We start from the raw sequence: 13,408 nt of genomic DNA, 5'->3' as shown, positions 1-13,408 counted from the left end.
GCCGCCGTCCCGTGGCTCAGTCGGCACAGCGCAGCACCAGGGCTGACCGGGCGTCGACCTCGATCGGGTCGTTGGCCTTCACGATCCGGCTGGTGGCGCGCGCGTCCGGCGCGGCGCTCTCACGCGTGCCGGCCGCGCCGGCAGCCGCGGTCACGACCGCGGTGGGTACCCGGGTGTCGATGACGATCTCCCAGCTGGTGCCGAAGTTCTCTGGCGGCACGCGGAATCCGAGCGGTTCGAAGTGCGCGTTGAAGAAGAGCAGGAACGACTGGTCGACGACGGTCTCACCGCGATGGTTGCGATCGGGTATGCCGTGGCCGTTGAGGAACATTCCCAGGGAGCGCGCCAGGCCGAACTCCCAGTCGGTGTCGGACATCTCGGTGCCATCCGGCAGGAGCCAGACGATGTCCTTGAGCGGCTCCCCGTCCTTGAGCGGCTCCCCGCCGTCCGAGCCGTGCCCCGAGGTGCCACCGGAGCCACGAATCGCGTCTCCCTGGAAGAACCGCCGGCGGCGGAACACCGCGTGTTCCCGGCGCAGGGCGGACACGAGCGCGGTGAACTCCACCAGGCTCGCGTTGCGTTCCGCCAGCGACCAGTCCAACCAGGAGATTTCGTTGTCCTGACAGTAGCCGTTGTTGTTGCCGTGCTGTGTGCGCCCCATCTCGTCACCGGCCACCAGCATGGGTACACCCTGCGAGAGAAAGAGCGTGGTGAGGAAGTTCCGGACCTGGGCCGCGCGCAGCGCGAGCACGTCCGGATCGTCGGTCGGTCCCTCCGCCCCGCAGTTCCAGGACCGGTTGTCATCCGATCCGTCCCAGTTGTCCTCGCCATTGATTTCATTGTGTTTGCTGTTGTAGGAGACCAGGTCGTTGAGGGTGAAGCCGTCGTGGGCCGTGATGAAATTGATGGAGGCGGACGGCCGCCGGCCGTCGGATTCGTAGAGGTCGCTCGACCCGGTCAGGCGAGAGGCGAACTCGGCGATGCCATGGTCCTGGCCGCGCCAGAAGTCCCGCACGGTGTCACGGTACTTACCGTTCCACTCGGTCCACAGCGGTGGGAAGTTGCCGACCTGGTAACCGCCCGCGCCCAGATCCCAGGGCTCGGCGATCAGTTTGACCTGGGAGACGACCGGATCCTGCTGGACGAGGTCGAAGAAGGAGGACAGCCGGTCAACCTCGTAGAACTCGCGTGCCAGCGTCGCGGCCAGATCGAAGCGGAATCCATCGACGTGCATCTCGGTAACCCAGTAACGGAGCGAGTCCATGATGAGCTGGAGGACATGCGGATGGCGGACCCGCATGCTGTTCCCCGTGCCGGTGTAGTCCATGTAGTAGCGCGGATCGTCCGCTATCAGCCGATAGTAGGCGCTATTGTCGATCCCGCGGAAGCAGAGCATGGGACCCATGTGATTGCCCTCGGCCGTGTGGTTGTAGACCACGTCGAGGATCACCTCGATACCGGCGTCGTGCAGGTTCTTCACCATCAGCTTGAACTCCTGGACCTGCTGCCCGGCCCGGGTCGCGGCCGCGTAGGCGTTGTGGGGGGCCAGGAAGGCCAACGAGTTGTATCCCCAGTAGTTGCGCAGGCCGCGGCTGACCAGATGCTCGTCCTGGACGAACTGGTGGACGGGCATGAGCTCCACGGCGGTCACACCGAGCCGATGGTAGTGGTCGATCATGATCGGATGTGCCACGCCGGCATAGGTGCCGCGGTACTCCGCCGGCAGTCCCGGGTGCGCGATCGTGAGGCCGCGCACGTGCGCCTCGTAGATGACGGTCTCGTTGTACGGGGTGCGCGGCGGGCGGTCGTTGTCCCAGTCGAAGAACGGGCTGATGACCACCGACTTCATCATCCGCGAGGCGGAATCGGCGGTGTTCATGCTGTCCGGGTCGCCGAAGTTGTAACCGAACACCGACTGGTCCCAGTCGATCTCGCCATCAACGGCCTTCGCGTACGGGTCGAGGAGCAGCTTGTGGGGATTGCAACGCAGCCCCCTCGCCGGGTCGTGAGGGCCGTGCACCCGATAGCCGTATCGCTGGCCGGGGCCGATGCTGGGCAGGAACCCGTGGTAGACGAATGCGTCGACTTCCTTCAGTTCGACGCGTGTCTCGGCATCGTCATCGTCGAACAGGCACAGCTCGACCTTCTCGGCGATCTCGGAGAAGATCGCGAAATTGGTCCCGGTGCCGCCATAGGTGGCACCGAGCGGATAGGGGCTGCCCGGCCAGACTTGCAACATACGCACGGAGCCTACGGGTGGTCGGGGATCCAGCGCCGACCGGCGCGGGTCTGGATGAGCCCCACGGGCCGGGTGAGTCCAGGCGGACGGTTTTCGATCCTGTCAGGCTGGATCGTGCCAGGTCCGATCGTTGTGGGGGGATCAGCCGTACCGTGATGTGATCATATGCGGATTCGGCCCATTCGTGTTGCCGGCCATAATGTCTGCTCCGGCCATGAGCCCGGCCGCGGCGCGCCGGTGCTGGGACGCGCCCGGTCACTGGACCGGCCGGCGGCCGTCACGAATCATCCGGATATCGCCCGGATGAACATGGATTGTCTGCCAGGGGGCGGGTATGGACGCGGCGACAGCCCATGGCACCATCGGTACCGCACGGCGCGGACGATCGTGAGGCGAGGTCGCAGGGGAAGGCGTAACTCGTCGACGGAGGTCTTGCGTGGTTGCAATGTCATCAGCACGAGATCTTGTGTCAGGTCCGGCGTCCTTCAAGGTTCCCGGCATGTTGGCGGTTCTGGCCTGCCCGCCGCCGCTGTGTCCGCACCTGGAGTTCGCCGTGTCCGCCGTGCTGTCCTCGCCGGTGTCGCTGACCTGGAGCGAACAGCCACGGTCTCCGGGCTCGCTCTACGCGGGCCTGGAGTGGCAGGCTCCGTGCGGCACGGCCGGGCGTCTCGCGGGCCAGCTGCGTCGCCTCGGTCATGTCTCCTTCGACGTGGTCGAGGGCCCGTCGCCGGGCTGCGATTCGGAGCGCTACTCCCATACGCCCGAGCTCGGTCTGCACCGCGCGTCGATCGCCGCGAACGGGGACATCGTCGTTGGGGAAGCCGCGCTGCGTGCCCTCATCGAGCGGGGAGAAGGGCGGGAGACCCTCGCCAGAGGGCTGCAGCGCCTGCTGGGCACGGCATGGGACGAGGCCTTGGAGCCGTTCCGGCAGGCAGCCCACGGAGCTCCGGTGACCTGGTTGCGCCGGACGGGCTGACCCGGCGGTTCCCGTCCGGTCCCAGCGTGCGGCCTCGGCCCGCCCGGCGGCGACGAGACGCACGGGCTGGGTTCCGGCTGGATGGGCTTTCGTTTATGATCATCGAAGTTGATGTGGCGAAGGCCACACTCGATGGGGATCGTCCTAACGGGCACATACCCCACCGGTCGTGCGTTGTGGGTTGCGCACGAGACGTACTCAATTCACGGGAGAATTTCAGTGGCCACCGATTACGACACCCCCCGCACCACCGATGCCGAGGAGGTTTCCGAGCAGAGTCTGGAGGCGCTCAAGGCGCGGCGGGCGGATGCGGCGGCCGACCTCGGAGACGATGTCGACCCGTTCGAGGCCGAACTTGATCTACCCGGCGCGGATTTGTCCGGCGAGGAACTGACGGTCCGCGTCCTGCCCCGCCAGGCGGACGAGTTCACCTGCAAGAGCTGCTTCCTGGTCCACCACCGCAGCCAGCTCGCCGACAGCCGGCGCATGATCTGTGCCGACTGCGCGGCATAAGAGCGCCCGGCAATAGGGGACGCGGCGTCGCGGGGCTGGGGCACGCACCTCGCCGCGTTGTCGTCAGTCGCCACCCCCAACACCAGGGTGACTCCCTCCGCCGCCTTGCCGGACCGGGCACGGATGAGCCGCTCACTGACCGAACGCTCTGTCCTCGGGCACTCTAAGCGGCTCCGAGGACAGGACTGGCCGGCTCGCGGCGTCCGGGCGGCGCCTTGCGACGCATCCGCCGGGCATCCGGCATACCCTGACGGGCCTCCCAGATCGGCTTCGCCCATCCGGCCGGAACCCCGGCTTGCGGCGGCCCGTAAGGCGGGGCTGGTAGATCATCAATAGCGCCGGATGTATCCGCCGGCGTGTCAGCCGATAGTGATCTATCCGACAGCCGGCCGGTACGGAGCGGGTTCGCCTGGCGGGCCAAAGGCGATGCGATCGTGGTTCTGTCGCGTCGCCGACGGCCGGAGTTTTTAGCGGCTCCGGCAACAGGACTGGCCGGCTCGCGGCGTCTGGGCGGCGCCTCGCGACGCATCCGCCGGGCATCCGCCGGGCATCCGGCATACCCCGACGGACCTCCCAGATCGGCTTCGCCCATCCGGCCGGAACCCCGGCTTGCGGCGGCGATCACGTAACGCGCTGACGGGAACGACGAGCGCGAACGCACCAGGCGGGCTCGGGCGGGCCGGGATGCCTGGGCAATGCGATGGGCCTGGGCGCGGTTGGGCCGGGGCCGCGCCGGGCGCGCTGCGCACCGCCTCCCGCGGGGCGCCGGTGAGATTGTGGGACCGGGCTCGTGGGGCTCTGACGCGATACGGGACGGGCGGCTGGGATACGCTCCTGCGGCAGCATCTACAGCTTGTCGAAGAGCCTTGCGCCGACCGCTTGGTTCGGTCGGATCGGCGCATTCGTGGGAGGCAGGACCTGGTGACCCGATCCTTCGGCCGAACTCGGCCGTTGCCCGCCGATGTCGAGGTGGCGACTGCCCGCGACGTTCCTTCGGCGGGGAGCACGAACCGCGCGAGGAGCGCTGGCCGGCGCTCTGTCCGATCCGGTTCCCCGTGGCGGGCGCTACGACTAGTGACCGGCTTTGCATTTTTGGCACTGCTGGCAACTGCCTGTGACGTACCCAACTTCGGGTTTCCGAATGGGGTGACGGACCTTACGCCGCGCATCCTGAACCTGTGGCGGGGCTCTGTGATCGCGGCGCTTGCCGTGGGTGCGTTCACCTGGGCTTTGATCTTCTATGCGATCATCATGTTCCGCAGGAAGTCGGACGAGCTGCCCCAACAGGTGCGGTACAACCTCCCGGTCGAGATCCTTTACACGGTCGTGCCGCTGGTCATCGTCGCCGGGCTGTTCTATTACACCGCCCGTGATGAGATCCAGATCGACAAACTTCCGCCCAACCCGGACGTCACCGTCAATGTGATCGGTTTCCGGTGGAACTGGCAGTTCCGCTACCTCGACACGGGCCAGAACGGCACGATCCCGGTGGAGGTCACCGGCAGGCCCGGCGAACCCGCGGTGCTGGTGCTCCCGCAGGGCCGCACGATTCGTTTCGTGGAGACCTCCCCGGATGTCATCCACTCCTTCTGGGTGCCCGAGTTCCTGTTCAAGCGGGACGTCGTCCCCGGCCGGATCAACCAGTTCCAGCTCACGATCACCAAGACCGGGACCTTCATCGGTCGTTGCGCGGAACTGTGCGGGGTTGATCATGATCAGATGAACTTCTACGTGAAGGTCGTCCCGGGTGACGAGTACGACCGCTTCATCGCCGAGCGGACCCGGCCGGCCGCGCTGGCGGCGGCCGGGCCGGTCACACCTGGGGCGACCACGCTGACATCCGCCGGAACTACCACTCCCGGGAGCGGACAGTGACACTGGTGCACGAGCCGCCAGCCGGCCACGTCGAGGACCTGCACGCCAAGCCGCGTACCAACCTGCTCGGTTATCTGCGCACGACGTCGCACAAGGACATCGCCGTGATGTACGGCGTGACGGCGTTCGCGTTCTTCCTCTTCGCCGGGATCATGGCCGAGATGATGCGGGCGGAGCTGGCCAGGCCCGGCCTGCAGTTCCTGTCGAACGAGCAGTTCAACCAGCTGTTCACCATGCACGGCACGCTGATGCTGCTGATGTTCGCCACACCTATGGCGTTCGCGTTCGCGAACTTCCTGATCCCGTTGCAGATCGGCTCGCCGGACGTGGCGTTCCCGCGGCTCAACGCCCTGTCGTTCTGGTTCTTCTTCTTCGGGAGCCTCACCGTCATCGCCGGCTTCCTGACCCCGAACGGTGCGGCGGACTTCGGCTGGTTCGCCTATGCGCCGCTCAACAACGCGGTCTACTCGCCGGGCGCCGGTGCCGATATGTGGATCATGGGCCTGGCGGTGTCGGGTCTGGGCACCATCCTCGGCGCCGTCAACATGATTACGACGATCCTCTGCCTGCGCGCCCCGGGCATGACCATGTTCCGGCTACCGATCTTCTGCTGGAACTTCCTCGTCACGTCGATCCTGGTTCTGGTCGCCTTCCCGGTGCTCGCCGGTGCGCTGCTGGCGCTGGAAGCCGACCGGCGCCTGGGCGCCCACGTGTTTGACGCGGCCAACGGTGGCGCCATCCTGTGGCAGCATCTGTTCTGGTTCTTCGGCCATCCCGAGGTCTACATCATCGCCCTGCCGTTCTTCGGGATCATCAGTGAGGTACTGCCGGTCTTCTCCCGGAAGCCGCTGTTCGGGTACAAGGGCCTCGTCTTCGCCACGATCGGGATCGGGGCATTGTCGGTAGCGGTGTGGGCGCACCACATGTTCGTCACCGGCGCGGTCCTGCTGCCCTTCTTCGCGTTCCTGTCCTTCCTGATCGCGGTGCCGACCGGCATGAAGTACTTCAACTGGATCGGCACCATGTGGCGGGGCCAGGTCAGCTTCGAGACGCCCATGCTCTTCGCCCTGGGCTTTCTCGTGACCTTCCTGTTCGGTGGTCTGACGGGTGTCCTGCTGGCCAGCCCGCCGATCGACTTCCACGTCAGTGACAGCTACTTCGTGGTCGCCCACTTCCACTACGTGGTGTTCGGCTCGGTGGTCTTCGCCGCGTATGCCGGGATCTACTTCTGGTTCCCGAAGGTGACCGGGCGCATGCTCGACGAGAAGCTCGGGAAGGTCCATTTCTGGACGCTGTTCTTCGGCTTCCACCTGACATTCATGATCCAGCACTGGCTGGGTGTCAAGGGCATGCCGCGACGGGTGGCCGACTACTCGCCGACCGACGGATTCACCACGTACAACACGATTTCCACGGCCGGTGCCTTCCTGCTGGCCACGTCGACCCTGCCGTTCATGTACAACGTCTGGCGTTCCTACAAAAAGGGCGAGCTGGCCGTCGTGGACGACCCCTGGGGCTATGGAAACTCCCTGGAATGGGCGACATCCTGCCCGCCGCCACGGCACAACTTCCGCTCGCTGCCACGCATCCGGTCGGAACGGCCCGCCTTTGACCTGCACTATCCGCAGGCGGCCGGGAAAATCGACTATCACGCCACACCCGAGATCAGGTAGCCGGGCCCGGAAGAAGCTGGAGCGGAGCAGCAGCCATGAAGATCGAGGGCGTCGTCTTCCTCGTGTTCACCGTCTTCTGCACGGTGGTCGACATCGTTTACTGGTTCACCTCGCAGGACCCGACCGGTACGGTCGCGCTCGCGCTGTGCGGCGGCCTCGGCCTGCTCGTTGGCGGGTACCTGCTGTTCACCGCCCGGCGTATCGGGGCCCGGCCGCAGGATCTTCTCGATGCCGAGGTCGCGGACGGTGCCGGCGAGCTCGGTCACTTCACCCCGGGCAGCTACTATCCGTTCTTCATTGCGGCCAGCGCCAGCCTGGTGATTCTCGGCGTCATCTTCGGGGTCTGGCTGGCTCTCATCGGGGTGCTCATGACGTTGATGTTCGTCGTGTGCCTGCTGTTTGAGAACTTCTGGCACCCACCGGTCCCGGAGGACTGAGCGGTCGGCTCGTGGTGCCCCGGCGGTGTGCGCGCCGGGGCACCACGAGGCCTCGACCGTGCGGCACAGCCGGCGGCAGCGGCACCGGCGTGGCGGACGCCTCGGACCGCCGCTTCAGACCGCCGCCGGAGCAATGGCCTGGCTCGTCTGGATCCACCGCCGCAGAGCGGCTTCGGCCGCGCCGGAGTCCAGCGACCATGCGGCGCGGCTGAACTGGCGTCGCAGCTGTTCGGCCACGGGCGTGGTGGTCGTCGGCCCGACCGCGGCGACCAGCGCGGCCGCGGCGGCCAGCAGGACAGCGTCCCGCACCGGCCCAGGACGTCCCGCCAGTAGCTTCCGGGTCACCTCGGCGTTGTGAGCGGCGTCGGCTCCCCGCAGTTCCGCCGGGTCGCCGGGGCGGATACCGATGTCCCGGGGATCGAAGGTCTCCATGCGCACCTCGCCGCCCGCGACGACCCACACAGTCGAGGTGGTGGCGGGCGTGAGCTCGTCGAGGCCGTCGTCACCGCGGAACACCAGCCCTCGCGTCCCGCGCGCGGCGAGAACCCCGGCGACGACCGGCGCGAGCCGCGCATCGGCGACGCCGACGGCCTGGGCCGCGGGGCGGCCCGGGTTGCTCAGCGGCCCAAGGATATTGAAAACCGTGGGCACGCCGAGTTCGCGCCTGGTCCCGGCGGTGTGTCGCATGGCCGGGTGGAAGACCGGCGCGAAGCAGAACGTGGCGCCGGCCTTGGCGAGGCAGGCGCTGACACCGGCAGGCGACAGATCGATGACAACGCCGAGTTCGGTCAGCAGATCGGCCGATCCGCAGGCGGATGACGCGGCCCGGTTCCCATGCTTGATCACAGGTATGCCGGACCCCGCGATGACGAGGGCGGCCATGGTCGACACGTTCACCGAATGCGACTGGTCGCCCCCGGTACCGCAGGTGTCCACGGCGCGTTCGCGGACGTCGTCGGGGACCTCCAGCGGCGTCGCGAAGTCGAGCATCGCCCGGAGCAGCCCGCGGACCTCCTCGGGGGTCTCACCCTTGGCCCGCAGCGCGACCGCGAAACCGGCGATCTGAGCGGGGGAGGCGTTACCGGACATGATCTGGGTCATCGCCCACGCGGTGTCCGCGGCACCCAGGGCCTCGTCCCGCAACAGCATGCCAAGAAGACCGGGCCAGCCCCGCGCGGCCGGGCGCGCCGCGCCGGGCTCCAGGTCCGCGCCCGCAGCCGGTGGAACCGGTGCGCCCGTCACCATCTCGCCCGTCTGTCGGTGGGCCCGCAGCATCCGGTCACGGTCACGGTCACGGTCACGGCCGGGCTCAGGCGCTCGCGACCGGCGTACCAGCCGCGGGCGAGGAGCCCGACCGCGGAGCGAGCGAGCGTCGGGCGCGCAGCAGGGCGACCACGACCTCGGCGAGTTCGGCGGGGTCCACCGGATGGGTGACCACCGCGTCCGCCTGTGACCAGCTGCCAAGCCAGCGGTCGTCCCGCCGGGCCACCAGCAGGACGGTGGGCGGGCAGTTCGGGATTTCGTTTTTGATCTGTCGGGAGAGCCCCATGCCGCCGGTCGGCGTCGCTTCCGCGTCCAGCACACAGATGTCGGCATCCCGGTGGTCGACGGCATCGATGAGGGCGGGGCCGTCGGCCACGTCCAGGAACTCGAGTGGCCCGAGCTCGGGGTCGGGCAGTGGGCCGATGGCGAGTCTCACCCGCTCGCGGATGTCGGGCCTGTCCGCGTACACGAGAACCGTACTCATGTGACCGCGAGCCTTTCAGTCAGGTGGTGTGCTGGCTGGGCGCGGCCCGGCGCCCGGTGGCTGATCCACCCGCCGCGCACGCACGCGCGACCTGAGCGGCAACCGGACAACTGGGAACCCGCCGGCAGGCTATCCGATGACGTCTGCGGGTGGTGGCCCCGCCCGGTCCGGCCGGGACACCGCCACTCGTGTCCCGCGGCTGGCATCGGCTGACATCGGCGCGCCGGGGAGCGTTTCGCCAGTTGCGATGGGAGCCTGGCCGAGAGATAGTGAGACTCGTTCTCATAGTATGGACGAGCATTGATGTACCTGAATCGACATCCATACGCTGCGTATCCACGCGCTGTGTCGGGATGTGTGGCGTATGGATACACACGGTCACCAACATCGGATGTGTCATGGCTGGTCAGCAGGATCTTCGCCTCACGCCTCAGCGCCGCGCGGTGCTGGAGGTGCTCCGGACCGCCCATGACCATCCGACGGCGGCGGAGGTCTACGCTCGTGTCCGGGCGGTCGCGCCGGGCATCGGCGCCGCGACCGTTTACCGGGCGCTGGGGCTGCTGGTCAGGGCCGGCTACGCCCTGGAACTCAGCCTCGGTAATGGTGTCGCGGCCCGGTACGACGCGAATGTCGCGCGTCACGACCACGCGGTCTGCGACCGCTGTGGCCGGGCCGTGGATATAGATCTTCCTGTTCCGGCGGAGCTGGTGAACGCGCTGTCGCGGCGTACCGGATTCGCGATCACAGGTTACGACCTGCAATTCCGTGGCCTGTGCCCGGCCTGTCAGACCAGCGGTCCGAGATAGGGGCTCCGATATCCAGGGGCCTGCTGCCTGGATCGAGAATCAGTATCCCCGGCCGTCGCTCCGGCGCCGGGGCGGACCACGATCGACAAAGGAGATCCACATGCCGCAGCTTGACGGTACGAAGACACACGAGAACCTCAAGGAGGCGTTCGCGGGCGAGAGCCAGGCGAACCGCCGTTACCTGTACTTCGCCCGCCGAGCCGACATCGAGGGCCTGACCGACGCGGCCTCGCTCTTCCGCGACACCGCGGAGGGCGAGACCGGGCACGCCTTCGGTCACCTGGATTTCCTGGCCGCGGTGGGAGACCCCGCGACCGGGGAACCGCTGGGCAAGACCACGGCGAATCTCGCCAGCGCCGTGGCGGGGGAGACCTACGAGTTCACCGCGATGTACCCGGGCTTCGCCAAGACCGCGCGGGACGAGGGCTTCGAGGAGATCGCGGACTGGTTCGCCACGCTCGCGCGGGCTGAGAAGACCCATGCCGGACGTTTCAAGAAGGCGCTCGACGCGGTCGTCGCCGACGAAAAGGCCGAGCAGGAAGCCTGATCTTTCCATAACAGCCGCCCGGCCAACGGCGGCGCGGTCATCGTGCGCCGCCGGCGGCCGGGCGAACCGTGGCCGTCCCCATCAGATCGTCCCCATCAGACGTGTGGGAGTTCCAACGATGGCACTCACTGTCGCTGACATAGTCACTGACCCCGAGGTCTACTCCGCCCGGCGCCAGGACGCCCGCGCCCGGATCCTTCCGGTCCGAGCGGAACGCCGCATCCGGGTCGGGGACATGCTTCTCTTCGAGTTCGAGAATGAGGAAACCCTGCGTTATCAGGTGCAGGAGATGGTCTATACCGAGCGCCTGCGCAGCCTCGCGGACGTCGCGCATGAGATCGAGATCTATTCTCGGCTGCTTCCCGCCAGCCATGTTCTGACCACCACCCTGTTTATCGAGCTTGACGTCGCGGAGACCGTCCGTTCGGAGCTGGCGCGGCTGGCCGGGATCCAGCGCAGCATCCACCTGGAGATCGGCGGGCTCCCGGTGCCGGCCGAGGAGATCCCGGGCCCGGACGAGGCCCCGGGTGTTCCCACCGCGACTGTCTCCGTGCACATGCTGCGGTTTCCCCTGAGCGACTCCGCTCGTGACGCCTTCCGCGATCCGGCCGTGCTGGTCGAGCTGGTGGTCGATCACCCCGCGTACAACGAGGCGACCCCGGTCACGGGCGCGGCCCGGAAGAGTTTGATCGCGGATCTCGCGCTGCGTGGCTGAGCGCGGCGGGTCCGGTGACGGGCGGGCCCGGGGCGTTCCGGCCGCGGGTGCTGTCACCGGCCGCGGGTGCTGTCCCGGGCCGCGAGCCGAGCCAGCCAGGCGTTGTAGGCCGCTTCCCGAGCGAGCAGCTCGGCCTCCGGCTCCGGGGCCCGCGGTGCGTCCAGGTCCTTGTCCGGACCGGTGGTGGGCACCGCGGCGGGGGAGACCGCCAGCCGGTCGAGCCGGTCGAGCCGGCGGTCCTCCCGGGTGGCTTCCCGGCCATCGGCTCGTGACCACTGGATGAACAGGGCGACGAACACCACCGCGCCCACCAGCTCGCCCGCGGCCCACATGAGCCCCGCACCGGTCTGCTGGTCGCCCAACAGGCTGGACCCCCAGGTTCGCCCCAGCGAGGCGTACCAGCCTTCGGCGAAGACGTCATCGGTCGTGAACATCGCCAGCGCCCACAGCGCGTGCAGCGGGAACGTCACGAACAGCAGGAGCAGGCGCCCCCAGTAGGGCAGGCGGCCGGGGATGGGGTCAAGCCCGATGACCGGCCAGTAGAACAGGCAGCCGACCAGCAGAAAGTGGATGTGCAGGAGGAGATGCAGCGGCGGGTGCCGCAATGATGACTCATAGAGACTGGTGAAGTACAATCCGTATAGACTGACGATGAACACGGTGAAGCCGACCAGCGGGAAGGTCATCACCCGGGCCACCCGGCTGTGCAACAGCCTCACCAGCAGGCTGCGGGAACGTCGCGGCAGCGCGCGCAGCGCGAGCGTGACCGGCGCCCCGAGTGCGAGCGGTATCGGTGCGACCGTGCCCAGCAGCAGGTGCTGGACGGCGTGTGCGCTGAACAACGCGGTGTCGTAGGCGGCGATCCCGCCGACGAGCGCGTACCCGACGACAACCAGGCCGGCGAGCCAGGACACCGTCCGCCACGGGCTCCAGGCGTCGCCGCGATCTGTGAGCCTGCGCACGCCGAGCAGGTACAGCCCGGCCATCGTGGCGATCAGGAGCAGCGGGCCGGGCTCGGGTGAAACGTGCAGGAGCATCCGCCCGACAGTTGGTGGGGGCGGCAGTTGTCCCTGTCCGGAGGCTGCGAACAGGTCTTGCGCAGCTGCTGGGGCAAGCGTGCCGGGACTGGTCACGACTTCCGTCACCTCGCTTGGGCCGGGGCTCGCTCGAGCCCTCGACGGCTCGTAGTCCTACCGAATGTCGAACCTACGGTGGCGCTTGGCGGAACGCGTGCCAGAATGACCGACGTGGCCTCCGCCCCCGTCCTTGAGAAGGCTCCGCCGCCGCACCCCACGGCCAACCGGCCGTCGATGGTTTCCGTGGGAACGATCGTGTGGCTGTCGTCGGAGCTGATGTTCTTCGCGGCCCTGTTCGCGATGTACTACACGATCCGCTCGGTCAACAGCGACAACTGGCCGCCGGTCACCGGCGATCCCGCGGGGTCCGAGATCGGCCCGGTGCACCTGCACGTCGGCTACGCGCTCGTCTTCACGACGATCTTGGTGCTGTCGAGCCTGACCTGCCAGCTGGGCGTCTTCGCCGCGGAACGAGGCGATGTGTACGGCCTGCGTCGTTGGTACGTCATCACGCTGGTCATGGGTGCCGTGTTCGTCGGTGGCCAGGCGTGGGAGTACTTCCACGAGAACGAGTTCTCGATCTCGTCGCATGCCTACGGGTCCGTCTACTACCTCACGACCGGCTTTCACGGGCTGCATGTGATCGGTGGGCTGGTGGCCTTCGTGATCGTCCTGGCCCGGTCGACCTACGGCAGCTTCACCCCCGAGAAGGCGACCTCGGCGATCGTGACGTCGTACTACTGGCACTTCGTCGACGTCGTCTGGATCGGCCTGTACGCGACCATCTACCTCCTCCAGTGAGCG

Annotated in this window: 13 protein-coding genes; 9 read left to right on the top strand and 4 right to left on the bottom strand. The window is 67.8% G+C overall.

Annotated elements, in window-relative coordinates:
• Positions 1-16 precede the first annotated feature (16 nt).
• Positions 17-2,239, bottom strand: a complete 2,223-nt coding sequence (gene glgX, locus MJ797_RS01410) for a glycogen debranching protein GlgX (protein WP_239330921.1) — start codon at positions 2,237-2,239, stop codon at positions 17-19.
• A 445-nt stretch (positions 2,240-2,684) separates the two neighbouring features.
• Here glgX and MJ797_RS01405 point away from each other — a divergent pair, with 445 nt between their 5' ends.
• From MJ797_RS01405 to MJ797_RS01385, 5 genes are all read left to right on the top strand, one after another.
• Entirely contained in the window at positions 2,685-3,215 is a 531-nt protein-coding gene (locus MJ797_RS01405; protein WP_239379881.1) for a DUF3145 domain-containing protein, read from the top strand.
• A 219-nt stretch (positions 3,216-3,434) separates the two neighbouring features.
• Positions 3,435-3,728, top strand: coding sequence for a DUF4193 domain-containing protein (locus MJ797_RS01400; protein ID WP_239308028.1), 294 nt, complete (start codon positions 3,435-3,437; stop codon positions 3,726-3,728).
• A gap of 921 nt (positions 3,729-4,649) precedes the next feature.
• On the top strand, positions 4,650-5,603 hold the full coding sequence (gene coxB, locus MJ797_RS01395) for a cytochrome c oxidase subunit II (protein ID WP_239330787.1): 954 nt from the start codon (positions 4,650-4,652) through the stop codon (positions 5,601-5,603).
• Positions 5,600-7,276, top strand: a complete 1,677-nt coding sequence (ctaD, locus tag MJ797_RS01390) for a cytochrome c oxidase subunit I (protein ID WP_239308031.1) — start codon at positions 5,600-5,602, stop codon at positions 7,274-7,276. The genes coxB and ctaD overlap by 4 nt, the downstream gene beginning before the upstream one ends.
• 35 nt (positions 7,277-7,311) lie before the next feature.
• Positions 7,312-7,713: a cytochrome c oxidase subunit 4 gene (locus MJ797_RS01385; protein WP_239330784.1), complete on the top strand. Its 402-nt coding sequence runs from the start codon at positions 7,312-7,314 to the stop codon at positions 7,711-7,713.
• Positions 7,714-7,827: 114 nt separating this feature from the next.
• Here MJ797_RS01385 and trpD read toward each other — a convergent pair whose 3' ends face one another.
• Both trpD and MJ797_RS01375 read right to left on the bottom strand, forming a co-directional pair.
• On the bottom strand, positions 7,828-8,988 hold the full coding sequence (trpD, locus tag MJ797_RS01380; protein ID WP_374581147.1) for an anthranilate phosphoribosyltransferase: 1,161 nt from the start codon (positions 8,986-8,988) through the stop codon (positions 7,828-7,830).
• A 34-nt stretch (positions 8,989-9,022) separates the two neighbouring features.
• Positions 9,023-9,460, bottom strand: a complete 438-nt coding sequence (locus MJ797_RS01375) for a hypothetical protein (protein ID WP_239330781.1) — start codon at positions 9,458-9,460, stop codon at positions 9,023-9,025.
• A gap of 398 nt (positions 9,461-9,858) precedes the next feature.
• On the opposite strand from MJ797_RS01375, the gene MJ797_RS01370 reads away from it, so the two are divergent.
• The 3 genes from MJ797_RS01370 (at position 9,859) to MJ797_RS01360 (ending at position 11,528) form a co-directional block, all read left to right on the top strand.
• A complete protein-coding gene (locus MJ797_RS01370) occupies positions 9,859-10,266 on the top strand; it encodes a Fur family transcriptional regulator (RefSeq protein WP_239330778.1) in 408 nt (135 codons plus the stop codon).
• A 100-nt stretch (positions 10,267-10,366) separates the two neighbouring features.
• A complete protein-coding gene (locus MJ797_RS01365) occupies positions 10,367-10,813 on the top strand; it encodes a rubrerythrin family protein (protein WP_239308035.1) in 447 nt (148 codons plus the stop codon).
• Positions 10,814-10,931: 118 nt separating this feature from the next.
• A complete protein-coding gene (locus tag MJ797_RS01360; RefSeq protein ID WP_239330775.1) occupies positions 10,932-11,528 on the top strand; it encodes a DUF3501 family protein in 597 nt (198 codons plus the stop codon).
• Between the two features lie 53 nt (positions 11,529-11,581).
• Here MJ797_RS01360 and MJ797_RS01355 read toward each other — a convergent pair whose 3' ends face one another.
• Positions 11,582-12,661 (bottom strand): cytochrome c oxidase assembly protein, encoded by a 1,080-nt coding sequence (locus MJ797_RS01355; RefSeq protein ID WP_239330772.1) that lies wholly within the window; start codon positions 12,659-12,661, stop codon positions 11,582-11,584.
• 105 nt (positions 12,662-12,766) lie between these two features.
• On the opposite strand from MJ797_RS01355, the gene MJ797_RS01350 reads away from it, so the two are divergent.
• Positions 12,767-13,405, top strand: coding sequence for a heme-copper oxidase subunit III (locus MJ797_RS01350; protein ID WP_374581143.1), 639 nt, complete (start codon positions 12,767-12,769; stop codon positions 13,403-13,405).
• Positions 13,406-13,408 lie beyond the last annotated feature (3 nt).

Origin of the sequence: Protofrankia sp. CiP3 (assembly GCF_917627345.1) — a bacterium.
Taxonomy (GTDB): Bacteria; Actinomycetota; Actinomycetes; order Frankiales; family Frankiaceae; genus Protofrankia.
The sequence above is the reverse complement of the archived record's forward strand: the minus strand, read 5'-3'. Positions and strand labels throughout refer to the sequence as shown.

Excerpts from the sequence above, each read along its gene's own strand:
- glgX (WP_239330921.1), bottom strand. The coding sequence starts at position 2,239 with ATGTTGCAAGTCTGGCCGGGCAGCCCCTATCCGCTCGGTGCCACCTAT.
- MJ797_RS01405 (WP_239379881.1), top strand. The coding sequence starts at position 2,685 with ATGTCATCAGCACGAGATCTTGTGTCAGGTCCGGCGTCCTTCAAGGTT.
- MJ797_RS01385 (WP_239330784.1), top strand. The coding sequence starts at position 7,312 with ATGAAGATCGAGGGCGTCGTCTTCCTCGTGTTCACCGTCTTCTGCACG.
- trpD (WP_374581147.1), bottom strand. The coding sequence starts at position 8,988 with ATGCTGCGGGCCCACCGACAGACGGGCGAGATGGTGACGGGCGCACCG.
- MJ797_RS01375 (WP_239330781.1), bottom strand. The coding sequence starts at position 9,460 with ATGAGTACGGTTCTCGTGTACGCGGACAGGCCCGACATCCGCGAGCGG.
- MJ797_RS01370 (WP_239330778.1), top strand. The coding sequence starts at position 9,859 with ATGGCTGGTCAGCAGGATCTTCGCCTCACGCCTCAGCGCCGCGCGGTG.
- MJ797_RS01365 (WP_239308035.1), top strand. The coding sequence starts at position 10,367 with ATGCCGCAGCTTGACGGTACGAAGACACACGAGAACCTCAAGGAGGCG.
- MJ797_RS01360 (WP_239330775.1), top strand. The coding sequence starts at position 10,932 with ATGGCACTCACTGTCGCTGACATAGTCACTGACCCCGAGGTCTACTCC.
- MJ797_RS01350 (WP_374581143.1), top strand. The coding sequence starts at position 12,767 with ATGACCGACGTGGCCTCCGCCCCCGTCCTTGAGAAGGCTCCGCCGCCG.